The sequence below is a fragment of the Luteimonas terricola genome (assembly GCF_004352845.1).
In the GTDB taxonomy this organism is placed as follows: domain Bacteria; phylum Pseudomonadota; class Gammaproteobacteria; order Xanthomonadales; family Xanthomonadaceae; genus Luteimonas; species Luteimonas terricola.
Window position 1 is genome coordinate 218,477 of the sequence record NZ_SJRX01000003.1, and the last position, 15,819, is coordinate 234,295.

The 15,819-nt window shown below is 69.6% G+C and carries 13 protein-coding genes; 10 read left to right on the forward strand and 3 right to left on the reverse strand.

Translation table 11 applies throughout. The annotated features are described in order from the left end of the window. Positions 1–5 precede the first annotated feature (5 nt). Genes dapD through map form a run of 3 tightly spaced genes read right to left on the reverse strand, consistent with a single transcriptional unit; the run spans position 6 to position 4,508 of the window. Complete coding sequence (gene dapD / locus E2169_RS08535; protein WP_132986200.1) at positions 6–1,097, reverse strand: 2,3,4,5-tetrahydropyridine-2,6-dicarboxylate N-succinyltransferase; 1,092 nt, start codon at positions 1,095–1,097, stop codon at positions 6–8. Then, positions 1,094–3,739, reverse strand: a complete 2,646-nt coding sequence (glnD, locus tag E2169_RS08540) for a [protein-PII] uridylyltransferase (protein WP_132986201.1) — start codon at positions 3,737–3,739, stop codon at positions 1,094–1,096. The genes dapD and glnD overlap by 4 nt, the downstream gene beginning before the upstream one ends. Then, the gene (map, locus tag E2169_RS08545) at positions 3,732–4,508 is read right to left on the reverse strand and encodes a type I methionyl aminopeptidase (protein ID WP_132986202.1); all 777 of its coding nucleotides are present in this window, start codon (positions 4,506–4,508) and stop codon (positions 3,732–3,734) included. Before map ends, glnD begins: the two co-directional genes overlap by 8 nt. 317 nt (positions 4,509–4,825) lie before the next feature. On the opposite strand from map, the gene rpsB reads away from it, so the two are divergent. The 10 genes from rpsB to bamA all read left to right on the forward strand — a co-directional run bounded on the left by rpsB (position 4,826) and on the right by bamA (position 15,816). Further along, positions 4,826–5,713, forward strand: coding sequence for a 30S ribosomal protein S2 (rpsB, locus tag E2169_RS08550; RefSeq protein ID WP_132986203.1), 888 nt, complete (start codon positions 4,826–4,828; stop codon positions 5,711–5,713). Between the two features lie 43 nt (positions 5,714–5,756). Then, positions 5,757–6,626 (forward strand): translation elongation factor Ts, encoded by an 870-nt coding sequence (gene tsf / locus E2169_RS08555; protein WP_132986204.1) that lies wholly within the window; start codon positions 5,757–5,759, stop codon positions 6,624–6,626. Positions 6,627–6,746: 120 nt separating this feature from the next. Next, positions 6,747–7,469, forward strand: coding sequence for a UMP kinase (pyrH, locus tag E2169_RS08560; RefSeq protein ID WP_132986205.1), 723 nt, complete (start codon positions 6,747–6,749; stop codon positions 7,467–7,469). 109 nt (positions 7,470–7,578) lie between these two features. Continuing rightward, a complete protein-coding gene (locus E2169_RS08565) occupies positions 7,579–8,496 on the forward strand; it encodes a cation diffusion facilitator family transporter (RefSeq protein ID WP_132986206.1) in 918 nt (305 codons plus the stop codon). Positions 8,497–8,564: 68 nt separating this feature from the next. Next, on the forward strand, positions 8,565–9,122 hold the full coding sequence (frr, locus tag E2169_RS08570; RefSeq protein WP_132986207.1) for a ribosome recycling factor: 558 nt from the start codon (positions 8,565–8,567) through the stop codon (positions 9,120–9,122). 10 nt (positions 9,123–9,132) lie between these two features. Further along, complete coding sequence (uppS, locus tag E2169_RS08575) at positions 9,133–9,909, forward strand: polyprenyl diphosphate synthase (RefSeq protein ID WP_132986208.1); 777 nt, start codon at positions 9,133–9,135, stop codon at positions 9,907–9,909. Beyond that, positions 9,906–10,730, forward strand: coding sequence for a phosphatidate cytidylyltransferase (locus E2169_RS08580; RefSeq protein ID WP_132986209.1), 825 nt, complete (start codon positions 9,906–9,908; stop codon positions 10,728–10,730). The genes uppS and E2169_RS08580 overlap by 4 nt, the downstream gene beginning before the upstream one ends. Beyond that, entirely contained in the window at positions 10,715–11,899 is a 1,185-nt protein-coding gene (locus E2169_RS08585) for a 1-deoxy-D-xylulose-5-phosphate reductoisomerase (protein ID WP_188726159.1), read from the forward strand. The genes E2169_RS08580 and E2169_RS08585 overlap by 16 nt, the downstream gene beginning before the upstream one ends. Positions 11,900–11,909: 10 nt before the next feature. Continuing rightward, complete coding sequence (rseP, locus tag E2169_RS08590; protein ID WP_132986211.1) at positions 11,910–13,262, forward strand: RIP metalloprotease RseP; 1,353 nt, start codon at positions 11,910–11,912, stop codon at positions 13,260–13,262. A 67-nt stretch (positions 13,263–13,329) separates the two neighbouring features. Continuing rightward, a complete protein-coding gene (gene bamA / locus E2169_RS08595) occupies positions 13,330–15,816 on the forward strand; it encodes an outer membrane protein assembly factor BamA (RefSeq protein ID WP_132986212.1) in 2,487 nt (828 codons plus the stop codon). The last annotated feature ends 3 nt before the right edge of the window (positions 15,817–15,819 follow it).

The following is a 15,819-nucleotide window of genomic DNA, read 5'->3' on the forward strand; positions in this document are numbered from 1 at the left end:
GTGGCTCAGAGCGCGTGGCCGCGCAGCAGTTCGTTGACCGACGTCTTGGCGCGCGTCCTCGCATCGACCTGCTTGACGATCACCGCGCAGTACAGCGAATGCGAGCCGTCCGCGGCTGGCAGCGAACCCGCCACCACCACGCTGCCGGGCGGCACCACGCCATAGCCGGTTTCGCCGGTCATGCGGTTGTAGATGCGCGTGGACTGGCCCAGGAACACACCCATGCCGATCACGCTGTGATGGCCGACGATGACGCCTTCCACCACCTCCGAGCGCGCGCCGATGAAGCAGTGGTCCTCGATGATCGTCGGCGCGGCCTGCAGCGGCTCGAGCACGCCACCGATGCCGGCGCCGCCGGAGATGTGGCAGTGCTTGCCCACCTGCGCGCAGGACCCGACCGTGGCCCAGGTATCGACCATGGTGCCGGCGCCGATGTACGCGCCGATGTTCACGAACGATGGCATCAGCACCACGTCACGCCCGACGTAGGCGCCACGGCGGGCGATCGCGCCGGGCAGCACGCGTGCGCCCAGCTTGCGGAAGGCGGCCTCGTCGAAGTCGGCGAAGCGCATCGGGATCTTGTCCCAGTACGGGGCCGGGTACTGTTCGCCCGCCTCCATCTCCTGCACGCGGAAATACAGCAGCACGGCCTTCTTCAACCACTCGTTGACCATCCAGCCGCCCGCGCCGTCGGGCTCGGCCACGCGCAGGCGGCCGGCCTCGAGTCCTTCGATCGCCTGCTCGACGAGCATCCGCGTCGACCCTTCGATCTCCTCGGGCGTCAGCGTCGAGCGGCGCTCCCAGGCGCTGTCGATCATGAAGGCGAGTTCCTGGTCGGGGCCGCCCGTCGCAGGGGGCGCTGCCTTCTTCGCCGCGGGCTGCAGCGGGCCCTTCGCCACCCGCTGGCCGGCTTCGACCGTTCCGGCTGCGGCCTGTGCAAGCGCGGCCTTCTTCGCGGCCGGCTTCTTCGCGACGACCTTCTTAACCACGGCCTTCCTGCCACCGGCCTTCTTCGTGACAGGTTTGGCCGGAACGCCCTTCGCGGCCGCCACCTTCTTCGCCACCTTTTTCACGGCGGGCTTCTTGCGGGTACTCATCTGCCTGCTTCTCCATCGATCCGTGCCAGCAAGGCGTCGCGCAACCGTGCGCACGCCGCCTCGCCGAGCGGTTGTTTGTCATCTCCGGTCACCCGGAACACGTCTTCGGCGCGCGCGCCGAAGGTTGCGATGCGTGCGTCGTGCACGCGCAGACCCTGGCTGCGCAGCACGTGCGCGACGTCGGCCAGCAGCCCCGGCCGGTCGGTGCTCACCAGGCTCAGTATCGTCGCCGCGCCGTCGCCGGTGGCCGTGAATTCCACCTCGGGGACGATGCGGAAATGGCGCAGGTGCCGCGGCTGCGTACGCTGCGCCGGGCGGACCCGGTCGAGCGGGCCGGCCAGCACGGCGGCGAGCTTGCGCGCCACCGCGTTCGGGTCGCAGTCGGCGCGAATGTCGTCGGGCAGCACCTGGAAGCTGTCGAACACCCGGCCTCCGGGGCCGTCCAGCGCCCGCGCCTGCTGGATCGCCAGGCCCAGGCGGTCCAGGGTGACCACGATCGCCGCGAACAGGCCGTCGCGGTCGGCGCCGTGCACGAACACCTCCATCGCCGGGCTGCCGGCGGCCACCAGTCGCGCCTTGACGACCGCGCGCGCCGGCTCGGCGTCCTCGGCCTCGTGCAGGGCCGATGCCTGCCAGGCGATCTGTTCGGCGCGCGCGCGCAGGAAGCTGTGCGCGGGAAACCGGTCGAGCAGCGACCTCGCGGTGGCGGCATCGATGCCCTGGCCTGCAAGCAGCAGCGCCGCCGCGTCGCGGGTCTCGGCGATGCGCTCCGCGGCGGCCACGGGATGCTCCAGGCCGCGGCGCAGCGCCAGCCGGGTGGCGTTGCGCAGGTCGGTCAGCAGCCGGTCCTTCCACGCGTTCCACAGCTTCGGCGATGTGCCGGCGATGTCGGCGCAGGTCAGCAGGTAGAGATAGTCCAGGCGTTCGCGATCGGCGACTTCGCCAGCGAAGCGGTGGATCACCGCCGGGTCGGCGATGTCCTGCTTCTGCGCGGTCACCGACATCAAGAGGTGGCGCAGCACCAGCCACTCCACCAGCGCGGTGTCGGCCTCACCAAGCCGATGGGCCTCGCAGAACGCGCGGGCATCCACTGCGCCGAGTACGGAATGGTCGCCGCCGCGCCCCTTGGCGATGTCGTGGAACAGGCCGGCCAGCAGCAGCAACTCGGGCTTGCGCAGGTCCTCGTACACCCCGTGCGCCCGCGAGAAGCGCTCGTCGGACTCGCCGGTGGCGAACGAGGCCAGGTTGCGCAGTACCGCCAGCGTGTGCTGGTCGACGGTGTAGACGTGGAACAGGTCGAACTGCATCCGCCCCGAGACCTGTGCGAACGCCGGGATCCAGCGCCCGAGCACGCCCAGCCGCGCCATGCGCTCCAGCCCGCGCACCGGCGATGGTCCGCGCAGCAGCCCGAGGAAGGCGGTCCGCTGGACGTCCGTGGCCGCGGTGTACGAAGGCAGTTCGTCCAGGGCTTCGGCCAGCGCGCGCGCGGTGTGCGTGTGCAGGCCGCGCAGCTCGCCCAGCCGTGCCCAGGCCGCGAACAGCGCGAACACCTCGCCGACGTCGCCGTGCGGCCAGCCGTGGTCGCGCGCGGCCAGGTAGCCGCGGCGCAGCTCGAAGCATTCGTCCAACGGCTCGGGCACCGCCGCGCCATCGAAGTGCTCCTCGAAGCGCTGTTGCAGGCGATCGCCGATCCGGCGCACCACCGCGGCGCTGCGGTAGAAGCCCTGCATCATCTGCTCGACACCGAGGTTGCGTGCGTCGTCGGCAAAGCCCAGGCGCGCGGCGAGCGTCTTCTGGTGGTCGAAGCGCAGGCGTTCCTCGGCGCGCCCGGCCACCAGGTGCAGGCCGTAGCGCAACCGGCCCAGCGCGCGGCGTTCGCGGTCGAGCGCGGCGGCCTCGTCGGCACCGACATGGCCGAGCGCCACCAGCGGCTCCATTTCATGGGTGCCGAACGCGCGGCGTGCCATCCAGCCCAGGGTCTGCAGGTCGCGCAGCCCGCCCGGACCATCCTTCAGGTTCGGCTCCAGGTTGTCGGAGGTGTCACCGAAGCGGGCGTGGCGGCGCTCCTGTTCTTCGGCCTTGGCCACGAAGAAGTCCCGCGCCGGCCAGGCGCGATCGGGCGCGATCGCCCGGGCCAGCGCCGCACACGCGCGCTTGCCGGCCGCGATCGGCCGCGCGTCGAGCAACGCGGTCATGATCGTCAGGTCCCCCGCGGCGGCCTCCGTGCACTGTTCCGCGCTGCGCACCGAGTGGCTGGCCGGCAGGCCGCAGTCCCAGAGCAGCGCGAACAGCCTCGCCAGCGCGGCCCCGGCGGCGGCGTCGGGCTCGCCATCGGCCAGCACCAGCAGGTCGATGTCGGACTGTGGGAAGAGTTCGCCGCGGCCATAGCCGCCGACCGCGAACAGCGCCAGACCCGCGGCATGGGGGATACAGCGCGCCCACGCTTCGGCGACCACCGCATCGATCGCAGCCGCACGCTCGGCGGCCAGCCGGATGGCGTCGGCGCCGGCGTCGAAGCGTCCGGCAAGCGCAGCGTCCGTCGCCGCCAGCGCATCGCGGCTGGCCTGTGCCCAGGCCGCGTCTCCGGAATCGTCCCGGCGGCCGGGCGTGTCGGAAGGCGCGGCCGCGTCCACGTCAGAAATCGTTGTCGTCGCCGGGCAGGCGCGTGAGGATGTCGACGCCGTCCGCAGTCACCGCGACCGTGTGCTCCCACTGCGCCGACAGCTTGCGGTCCTTGGTGACCACGGTCCAGCCATCGGGCAGCAGCCGGGTGTGGCGCGCGCCTTCGTTGATCATCGGCTCGATGGTGAAGGTCATGCCTTCCTCCAGCACCAGGCCTTCGCCGGCACGCCCGTAGTGCAGCACCTGCGGCTCTTCGTGGTACACGCGGCCGATGCCGTGGCCGCAGTACTCGCGCACCACGCTGAAGCGCTCGCCCTCGGCATAGCTCTGGATGGCGTGGCCGACGTCGCCCAGGGTCGCGCCCGGCTTCACCGCGCGGATGCCGCGGAACATCGCCTCACGCGTGACGTCCATCAGACGCTGCGCCATCACCGACGGGGTGCCGGCGCAGTACATGCGGCTGGTGTCGCCATGCCAGCCGTCCTTGATGACGGTGACGTCGATATTGATGATGTCGCCATCCTTGAGGACCTTGGCCTCGTTCGGGATGCCGTGGCAGATGACGTTGTTGACCGAGATACAGGTGGCCTTGGGATAGCCCCTGTAGCCGACGTTGGCCGGCGTGGCCTGCTGCACGTTGACGATGTGCTCGTGGCAGATGCGGTCGAGCTCCTCGGTGCTCACGCCCGGCTTCACGTGCGGGGCGATCATCTGCAGCACCTCGGCGGCCAGGTGGCCGGCGATGCGCATCTTCTCGATCTGGTCTGGGGTTTTCGGTGTGATGGTCATTCAGACATTATCGCCGATCCTGGTCGCCCCGAGTCTCCTCCTTGCCCCAGGAGGGCCGGCGGGCTAGAATTCACCGGTTCCGCCGCCGGATCCCGGCCGGAGCCGCCCACGACGGGCGTCACCGTCGAATACACACCTGCCGCAACAGCCCGTCCCGGGGTGTCCAGCAAGGCAGGGGCCGAAAGGCCCCGCCGCGCCGGATTCGGAGATGGAAGCGACAGGGAGGCCCAACCCCGGAATCCATCGTCGGCCCCTGTGCCGGCAAGCCGCCCCTACCCTTTGCCCGGCGGCCGGGTTCCACACCAGGAGTCACATCAATGTCCCAGGTCACCATGCGCCAGATGCTGGAAGCCGGCGTCCATTTCGGCCACCAGACCCGCTACTGGAACCCCAAGATGGCGCCGTACATCTTCGGCGCCCGCGGCAAGATCCACATCATCAACCTCGAGAAGACCGTCCCGCTGTTCTCGGACGCGATGAACTTCATCTCCGGCATCGCCCAGAAGCGCGGCATGATCCTGTTCGTCGGCACCAAGCGCAGCGCGCGCGAGCCGATCAAGGAAGAGGCCGAGCGCTGCGGCATGCCGTACATGACCCAGCGCTGGCTGGGCGGCACGCTGACCAACTTCCGCACGGTGAAGGGCTCGGTGTCTCGCCTGAAGACGCTCGAAGCCGGCGAAACCGACGGCAGCTTCGAGAAGCTTGTCAAGCACGAAGTGCTGGGGCTGCGCCGCGAGCGCGACAAGCTGCTGGCCTCGCTGGGCGGCATCAAGGAAATGAACCGCCTGCCCGACGCGCTGTTCGTGATCGACATCGGCCATGAGGACATCGCCATCAAGGAAGCCAAGAAGCTCGGCATCCCGGTGATCGCCGTGGTCGACACCAACTACGACCCCAACCTGGTCGACTACGCCATCCCCGGCAACGACGACGCCATCCGCGCCGTGCAGCTGTACGCCCGTGCCGCCGCCGACGCCGTGCTCGAGGGCAAGGCCGCCGCGCCGAGCGCCGCGACCGTGCGCGAAGAGGAGTTCAGCGAGAGCGCCGAGGGCGACAAGCCGCGCCGTGCGCCGGCCCGCAAGAAGGCCGACGCCAAGCCCGCGGAAGCCAAGCCCGAGGCCGCCGGGGACAAGAAGCCCGCCGACGCCAAGCCCGTCGAAGCGAAGGCCGAGGCCGTCGACGCCAAGCCCGAAGCCGCCGAGTAATCCCCGGCCACACGCATCCCCCACATTTTTTCTAGAGGTAGCAATGGAAATCACCGCTTCCATGGTCAAGGAACTGCGCGAGCGCACCGGCGCCGGCATGATGGAGTGCAAGAAGGCGCTCACCGAGGCCGGCGGCAACATCGACGCCGCCGCCGAGGCGCTGCGCAAGTCGGGCCTGGCCAAGGCCGACAAGAAGGCCGACCGCGTTACCGCCGAGGGCCGCGTCGCCTTCGCCCAGCAGGGCAACCGCGCCGCCATCGTCGAGATCAACTCCGAGACCGACTTCGTCGCCAAGGACGAGAACTTCGTGGCCTTCTGCGAGGCCGTGGCCAATGCCGCCGTTGCCGTTGACGACGTCGAGGCCCTCAAGGCCGCGACCGTCGGTGGCCAGACGGTCGAAGAAGCACGCGCTGCGCTGATCGCCAAGGTCGGCGAGAACGTGCAGGTCCGCCGCATGATCTCGATGGAGAGCGGCAACACCGTCGCCGGCTACGTCCACGGCGCGCGCATCGGCGTGCTGGTCGAACTGAAGGGTGGCGATGCCGACCTCGCCCGCGGCCTGGCCATGCACGTCGCGGCGATGAACCCGCCCTACAACAAGGCCGCCGACGTCCCGGCCGACTTCGTCGCGAAGGAAAAGGAAATCGAGCTCGCGAAGATGTCCGAGAAGGACAAGGCCAAGCCGGCCGACATCCTCGAGAAGATCATCGGCGGCAAGATCGCCAAGATCGTCAACGAGGTCACCCTGTACGGCCAGCCCTACGTGCTCGACACCGACAAGAACGTCGAGCAGGTACTGAAGGCCGCCGGCGCCGAGGTCCTTCGCTTCGAGCGCCTGGCCGTCGGCGAGGGCATCGAGAAGGTGGTGGAAGACTACGCCGCCGAAGTGATGAAGCAGGCCGGCCTGGCCTGATCCAAAGCCCGAAGGGCGGATGGGGGCAACCCCGCGACACAGTCACGAAAGGGCCGCGGAGCAATCCGCGGCCCTTCTCTTTCCGCTAGAATTCCACGCGTTTCCACCGGAGTACCCGCCATGTCGCAACTCGCCTATCGCCGCATCCTGCTCAAGCTGTCCGGCGAAGCACTGATGGGCGACGAGGACTACGGCATCGATCCCAAAGTGATCCACCGCCTCGCCGAGGAAATCATCGAGGCACAGGCCGCGGGCGCCGAGATCGCGCTGGTGATCGGCGGCGGCAACATCTTCCGCGGTGCCGGGCTGGCCGCGGGCGGCATGGACCGGGTCACCGGCGACCAGATGGGCATGCTGGCCACGGTGATCAATGCGCTCGCGATGCAGGACGCGCTGGAAAAGCTTGGCGCCAAGGTCCGCGTGATGAGCGCGATCAAGATCAACGACGTCTGCGAGGACTACATCCGCCGGCGCGCGATCCGGCACCTCGAGAAGGGCCGCATCACCATCTTCGCCGCCGGCACCGGCAACCCCTTCTTCACCACCGACTCCGGCGCTGCGCTGCGCTCGATCGAGATCGGCGCCGATTTGCTGCTCAAGGCCACCAAGGTCGACGGCGTCTACGACTCGGATCCGAAGAAGAACCCCGACGCCACCCGCTTCGATCGACTGACCTACGACGAAGTCATCGGCCGCAACCTGCAGGTGATGGACACCGCGGCCTTCGCCCTGTGCCGCGACAGCGACATGCCGCTGCGCATCTTCGACATGGACCAGCCCGGCCAGCTGCTGCGCATCCTCGAAGGCGAGCCGATCGGCACCCTGGTCCAGGGCCGCGGCTGAACCTGTAACGCGGCTCTTGCGGGAGCCCCTATAGCGGTTCCCACAGGGCCTTCGTGGCCGGGCGGGTGCTGGAATAGTGTCCGGTCGATGGCCGTGGCAGCCTCTGCATATGCACGGGCACCACGGCGACCACGGACACAGGCACCATCACGCGCCAGCGCCGGGTTCGGCCACGCGCACCTTCGCCATCATCACCCTGGTCAACCTCGCCTACACGGTGCTCGAGGCGGCCTACGGTTTCATGGTCAACTCGCTGGCCCTGCTGTCCGACGCCCTGCACAACCTCGGCGACGTGCTGGGCCTGGCCATGGCCTGGGGCGCCGCCGTGATCGCGCAGTGGCCGGCCACCGAGCGCCACACCTACGGTTGGCGCCGCGCCACCCTGCTCTCGCCGCTGGCCAATGCGGTGCTGCTGGTCGGGCTTTCGGGCGCCCTGGCGTGGGAGGCCCTGCGCCGGATGGGAGCGCCCCCCGAGGTCCCCGGCATGACCATCATCGTGGTCGCCTCGATCGGCATCGCCGTCAACCTTGGCACGGCGTTGATGGTGCGCGGCGGCCATGGCCACGACCTCAACCGCCGCGGCGCCTACCTGCACCTGATGGCCGATGCCGCGATTTCCCTGGCCACCGTGGTCGCAGGCGCCGGCATGCTGGCCTGGGGCTGGGCCTGGCTGGATCCGGCGACCGCCCTGCTGGTCGGCGTGGTGGTGGCGGTGGGCGCCATCGGCCTGCTGCGCGACAGCTTCAATGCCGCGATGGATGCCGTGCCACCAGGCATCGATACGGCCGAGGTGCGCGACTTCATCGCCGGGCAGCCGGGCGTGGCCTCGGTGCACCACCTGCATATCTGGTCGCTGGGCGCCGGGGGCGTGGCGATGACGGCCCACCTGGTGCGGCCGCAGGGCGACGACGACGATGACTTCATGCATGCCATCGGCGAAGCCCTGCAGGCGCGCTTCGGCATCAACCACGCCACCCTGCAGGTGGAGCGCGGCGGCGGCGCCTGCCATTGCCACGCGCACGGCTAGCCTCCGGCGCCTCGCCGATGGCCCGCTTCGCCTATAATCCCGCGATTGCGAACAGGAACCGGCAGCCGATGCTCAACGAGATCAAGAAGGACACGCAGGCGCGCATGACCAAGAGCGTGGAGTCGCTGCGCCACGACCTGACCAAGGTCCGCACCGGCCGCGCGTCCACCGCGCTGGTGGACCACCTGAAGGTGAACTACTACGGCTCCGACATGCCCCTCACCCAGGTGGCCTCGGTGGCGGTCAGCGATGCGCGCACGCTCACGATCACGCCCTGGGAAAAGCCGATGGTGCAGGCCGTGGAGAAGGCGATCCTGGCCTCCGACCTGGGCCTGACCCCCAACACCGCCGGCACCACCATCCGCATCAACCTGCCGGCCCTCACCGAGGAGCGCCGCCGCGAGCTGAGCAAGGTGGTCCATTCCGAAGGCGAGTCGGCCAAGGTCGCGATCCGCAACATCCGTCGCGACGCCAACCAGCAGGCCAAGGATCTGCTGAAGGACAAGGCGATCAGCGAGGACGACGAGCGCCGCTTCGAAGGCGAGGTGCAGAAGCTCACCGACGACGCCATCAAGGGCGTCGACGAGGTGGTGAAGGCCAAGGAGCAGGAGCTGATGGCGGTCTGATGGCGTCGGCATGAGCGTCCCGTCCGCCACCACGTCCGCCACCCCGGGCATCCCCCGCCACATCGCCATCATCATGGATGGCAATGGCCGCTGGGCCGCGCGCCGTCGCCGGCCGCGCGTGATCGGCCACCGCGCCGGCGCGCGCGCGGTGAACCTGTGCATCGATTTCTGCCTTGAACGCGGCGTCGAGGCGCTGACCCTGTTCGCGTTCTCCAGCGAGAACTGGGGGCGCCCCGCCGACGAGGTGGGCGCGCTGATGAAGCTGTTCCTGAACGCGCTCGACCGCGAGGTCGACGAACTGCACCGCCGCGGCGCGCGCGTGCGCTTCATCGGGGACCGCAGCCGCTTCGACGCCGCGATCACCGCGCGCATGGACGCCGCCGAAAGCCTCACCGCGGGCAATGCCCGCCTGGCACTGTCCATCGCCGCCAGCTACGGCGGCCGCCAGGACATCGCCGCCGCGGCGCGCGCATTGGCCGTGGAAGTCGCCGAGGGCCGCCTGAGTCCCGCCGACATCGACGAAGCCGCGATCGCACGGCACGTCACGCTGGCAGACCTGCCGCCGCCGGACCTGTTCATTCGCACCGGGGGTGACCTCCGGATCAGCAACTTCCTGCTCTGGCAGCTCGCCTACACCGAACTCTGGTTCACCGACCGCCTCTGGCCGGACCTCGACGCCGCCACGCTGCAGCAGGCGCTGGACGACTTCGCCGCCCGCGAGCGTCGCTTCGGCCTCACCGGCGAACAGGTGGCCCCGACGCCGGCCACGGATACCATGGCCCCATGACCCGCATCCGCATCCTTGCCGCCCTCGCGATGGCCCCCACGGCCATTGCCGCCGTCCTGCTGCTGCCCACGCCCTGGCTGATGCTGCTGGTGGCGATCCTGTTCCTCGGCGCGCTGTGGGAATGGTTCGCGCTGGCGGAGATCGAGGACTCGCTGGCGCGCAGCGCGCTGCTGGTGCTGAACCTGATGCTGATGGTGGCCCTGGTCTGGGGCACCGGCGGCACGGCGGCGACGCTGGTGCTGTTCAAGCTCGCAGTGGTGCTGGGCGTGGTCTGGTGGCTGCTGGCCATGCTGTGGCTGGTCCACTACGACTTCGCCTCCGACCACGACACCAACGCGCGCGTGTTCAAGCTGGCGGCGGGCACCTTCGCCGTGGTCCCGGCCTGGTGCGCACTGGCGCTGCTGCACAACGATGGCCCCGGCTGGCTGCTGCTGGCGCTGATGATCGTCTGGGCCACGGACACCGGTGCCTACTTCGCCGGTCGCGCCTTCGGCAAGCGCAAGCTGGCGCCGCGGATCAGTCCCAACAAGACCGTGGCGGGCGTCGTGGGCGGGGCAGTTCTCGGCGTGCTGGTGGCCATCGTGGGCGCCTGGATCCTGGGCGCCACCGCGCCGCAGCTGCCGCTTGTCGCCCTGGTCGCGCTGCTCGCGGTGCTGTTCTCCGTGGTCGGCGACCTGTTCGAAAGCCTGCTCAAGCGCCATGTCGGCGTGAAGGATTCCGGCAATCTCATCCCGGGCCACGGCGGCATCATGGATCGCGCCGACAGCGTGCTCGCCGCCCTGCCCGTGTTCGCGCTGGGCAAGATCTGGCTGGGCTTCTGATGCGCCGCGTCGCCGTCCTCGGCGCCACCGGCTCGATCGGCATCTCGGCGCTCGACGTCATCGCCCGCCACCCGGGCGAGATGCGCGCCGCGGTGCTTGCCGCCGGCAGCAATGTCGAGGCCCTGCTCGAGGCCTGCCGCCGCCACCGCCCCGACGACGCCGCGATCGCCGACGAGGCCGCCCTGCCCCGGCTCCGCGACGGCCTGCGCGAAGCCGGCCTGGCAACGCGCGCGCACGCCGGAATGGACGCCATCACCGCGCTTGCCGGCGACGCCGGCACCGACACCGTGGTCGCGGCCATCGTCGGCGCCGCGGGCCTGGACTCGACGCTTGCCGCCGCGCGCGCCGGCAAACGCCTGCTGCTGGCCAACAAGGAATCGCTGGTGCTTGCCGGCGAACTGGTGATGGCGGCCGCGCGCGACCACGGCGCCCGGATCATCCCGATCGACAGCGAGCACAACGCGATCTTCCAGTGCCTGCCGGCCGACGGCGGCTGCGGCGACGTGCGACGGCTGGTGCTGACCGCCTCCGGCGGCCCTTTCCGCGGCCGCGCCCGCGACTCGCTGGCCGCGGTGACGCCCGCCCAGGCGATCGCGCACCCCAAATGGTCGATGGGCCCGAAGATCTCCGTCGATTCCGCCACCCTGATGAACAAGGGCCTGGAAGTGATCGAGGCGCACCACCTGTTCGGCCTGCCCTCGAGCCGCATCGATGTGCTGGTGCATCCGCAGAGCCTGGTGCATTCGCTGGTCGAATTCATCGACGGCTCCACCCTGGCGCAGCTGGGCCTGCCGGACATGCGCACGGCGCTGGCCGTCGGGCTGGGCTGGCCGCGGCGCATCGAATCCGGCGTCGGCGGGCTGGACCTGCTTGCCCAGGGGCGGCTGGATTTCGAACCGCCTGACACCGATGCCTTCCCCTGCCTGGCGCTGGCCTTCGGCGCACTGGACGCCGGCGGCACCGCGCCGGCGGTGCTCAACGCCGCCAACGAGGAAGCGGTTTCAGCCTTCCTTCAGGGCCGGATCGGCTTCCTGTCCATTCCCGCGCTGGTCGAAGAGGCGCTGGCAGCCCTGCCGGCGCAACCCGCCGCGTCCCTCGATACGCTGCGGGAAGCAGACGCGCTCGCCCGCGACGCCACCCGCCGCGCCCTCGCCCGCCACGCCCACTGAGGAGCATGCAGTGACCACATTCCTCGGTTCAGTGTGGTGGATGATCGTCAGCCTCGGCGTGCTGGTGACCTTCCACGAGTTTGGTCATTACTGGGTGGCGCGCCGCAACGGCGTCAAGGTGCTGCGATTCTCGATCGGCTTCGGCAAGCCGCTGTGGACGCGCATGGGCCGCGACGGGACCGAGTACGTGATCGCCGCGCTGCCCCTGGGCGGCTACGTGCGCATGCTCGACGAACGCGAGGGCGACGTGGCGGAGGCCGATCGCGATTCCGCCTTCAATCGCAAGTCGGTGTGGCAGCGCATCGCGATCGTGGCCGCCGGCCCGATCGCCAACCTGCTGCTGTGCCTGGTCCTGCTGTGGGCGATGTTCGTGATCGGCCGGCCCGACTACCAGCCGGTGCTGGGGCAGGTGCAGGGCATCGCGGCGGAGTCCGGCCTGTCCCGCGGCGACACCCTGCTGGCGATCGGCGACCGCCCCACGCCGACCTGGAGCGAGGCCGCCATGGCCCTGACCACCGCGGCCCTGGACCGTGGCGACGTGGACGTGCGCCTGCGCACCGCCCAGGGCAACGAAGCCTCGCGGACGCTGCGCCTGTCCACGCTGCCGGTCGACGTCGACCAGCGGCGCCTGATTTCCGCCATCGGCATGATTCCCAGGGCCTTCGTGCTGCCCCCCGAGGTCGGCGCCGTGCGTGAAGACAGCGCCGCCTGGGGCGTACTGGCCGAAGGCGACCGCATCACCGCCATTGACGGCACCCGGGTGCATGTGTTCGCCGACATCGGGCCGTTGGTGCAGGAGCTGGGCGCGCAGGGCGGCGGCATGATCGAGGTGGAGCGCGACAGCTCGCGCCTGGCCCTGGAAATCACGCCGCGGATGACCGAGGACGCCGGCCGCGAGCCGTTCTGGGCCCTGGGCATCGAACCCGACGCGTCGCAGGCCGCCGTGCACGACGCCACGCTTCGCCACGGCCCGCTGGCGGCGATCCCCGCCGCGGGCGCGGAAACCTGGCGACTTGCCCGCGATACCGTGGGCATGGTCTGGCGCATGGTCAGCGGCCGCGCGTCGATGGAACACGTTTCCGGACCGATCACCATCGCCCGCTACGCCAATGCCTCGGCCGGCATGGGGCCCGCCTGGTTCCTCAGCTTCCTCGCCCTGCTGTCCCTGAGCCTGGCGATCATCAACCTGCTGCCGATCCCGATCTTGGACGGCGGTCACCTGTTGTATTACCTTATCGAGTTGGTCAAGGGCAGCCCCTTGAGCGAGCAGGCGATGGTGGCCGGGCAATATGTCGGCCTGGCCATGCTTGCGGGCCTGATGGGCCTGGCGTTCTACAACGACATCCTGCAACTGGTGCGCTGATGCCCGCATGCACGACCGCCGAGCCCATCGCCCCAACCCCACGCAACGCCAGACCCGGACGCCATTGATGACGCGATTCCCCAACCGCCGCCTGCTTGCCATCGCCCTTGCCTCGACGCTTGCCGCGCCGGCCTGGGCCCAGCAGCCGGTCGACCCCCAGGCCGCCTTCGGCTTCCCGGCCCCGCCAGCCGACACGCCGGCACCGGCAACGGCACCGGTGCCCGCACCCAGTGCCTTCACGGTCTCCGACATCCGCGTGGACGGCCTGCAGCGCATCGGCGCCGGCACCGTATTCACCTACCTGCCGATCGAGCGCGGCGACACCGTCGACTCCGGGCGCGTGGGCGACGCCATCCGCGCCCTGTACGACACCGGCTTCTTCGAAGACGTCCGTATCGGCCGCCAGGGCGACATCCTGGTGGTCGAAGTCACCGAACGCCCGGCGATCAACAAGCTCACGCTGACCGGCAACAAGGACATCAAGACCGAGGACCTGCTGAAGGGGCTGCGCGACATCGGGCTGGCCGAAGGCGAGACCTTCGACCGCCTGGCATTGGACCGCGTCACCCAGGAACTCACCCGGCAGTACAACAACCGCGGCAAGTACAACGTCGTCATCGAGCCCACGGTGTCGCCGCTCGACCGCAACCGCGTGGACGTCACGATCAAGGTCGACGAGGGCAAGGCGGCGCGCATCCGCCACATCAACCTGATCGGCAACGATGCCTTCGACGACGAGACCCTGACCGATTCCTGGGAGTCCGGCGAGAGCAACTGGCTGAGCTGGTACCGCCGCGACGACCAGTATTCGCGCGAGAAGCTCGAGGGCGATCGCGAGAAGCTGCGCAACTTCTACCTCGACCGCGGCTACATCGACTTCACCGAGGACAACATCCAGGTCGCGATCAGCCCCGACAAGCGCGACATGTACATCACCGCCGGCCTCATCGAGGGCGAGGTGTACACCGTGTCCAGCGTCGAGGTCACCGGCGACACGGTGCTGCCCAAGGAGGACATCGAGCGCCTGGTGTTCCTCAAGCCCGAGATGACCTTCTCGCGCGCGCTGCTGGAGTTCAGTTCAGACCAGATCGCGGCCACCCTGAGCAACATCGGCTACGCCTTCGCCCAGGTCAACGTGATCCCCGAGGTCGACCGCGAGAACCGCACGGTTGCGATCAACCTGCAGGTCGATCCGGGCCCGCGCGTCACCGTGCGCCGCGTCGTGTTCAAGGGCAATGCCCGCACCGCCGACGAGGTCCTGCGCCGCGAGATGCGCCAGTTCGAAGGCGCCTGGTACTCGCAGGCGGCGATCGACCGCTCCAAGGTGCGCCTGCAGCGCCTGGGCTTCTTCGAGTCCGGCAGCGTCAACGTCGAGAGCAGGCCGGTACCCGGCAGCAACGACCTGGTCGACGTCGAGTTCAGCGTCACCGAGACCACGTCGGGCAGCTTCATGTTCGGCGTCGGCTACTCGCAGCTGAGCGGCATGACCACCTCGGTGCAGCTGTCGCAGAACAACTTCCTCGGCAGCGGCAACCGCGTCTCCGTCGAGGCCCAGCGCAACGTCTACCTGCAGCGCTACTCGTTCTCGTACATGAACCCGTATTTCAGCGACAACGGCCTGTCGCTGGGCTACAACCTGTGGTGGCGCGAATTCGACAACTCCGAGTTCAACACCGCCCAGTACTCCTCGACCAGCCGCGCCGCGCAGATGGTGCTGGGCATCCCGATCACCGAGCACGACACGGTCTCGGCCATGGTCGGCATCGACAGCAACCAGATCTTCGCCTGGCGCGGCAGCTCGCCGCAGTCGATCGTCGACTACATCGACGTCATCGGCCAGCGCACCTTCCACGCCTGGCGCGCCGAGGTGGGCTGGGCGCGCGACACCCGCAACGACTTCCTGCAGCCGACCCGCGGAACCCTGCAGCGGGTCACGGCCGAAGTCTCCCTGCCCGGCTCCACCGCCGAGTACTACAAGCTCAACTACGAGTTCTCGAAGTACTGGCCGATCTCCCGCGCCCTGGTGCTCAACACCCGGCTCGAGCTCGGCTATGGCGACAGCTACGGCGACGCGCGCTACGGCACCGTCTACGACCCCTACATCCCCGCGGACGAGGACGCGCCACCGACAGGCGATCCGGTGCCACGCGAAGCCGTCGCCGACGGCCTGCCGTTCTTCGAGAACTTCTACGCCGGCGGCGCGCGCTCGGTGCGCGGCTTCCGCGACAACACCCTGGGCCCGCGCGAGTCGGCCTGGAACAGTCCTTACATGCAGGTCATCGGCGGCGCGGTCAAGACCGTCGGTTCGCTGGAGATGTTCTTCCCCACCCTGTTCGACTCGCCGGCCGCGCGCGTCTCGGCCTTCGTCGATTTCGGCAACGTGTTCAAGGACGTCGACGCATTCGATGCCGGCGAACTCCGCGCATCAGCCGGCGTGGCCTTGATGTGGCGGGCGCCGGTCGGCCCGATCTCGATCAGCTACGCCATGCCGCTGCGCGACGAGGAAGGCGACGAGCTCGAACGCCTGCAGTTCACCTTCGGCGGCGCGTTCTAGCCG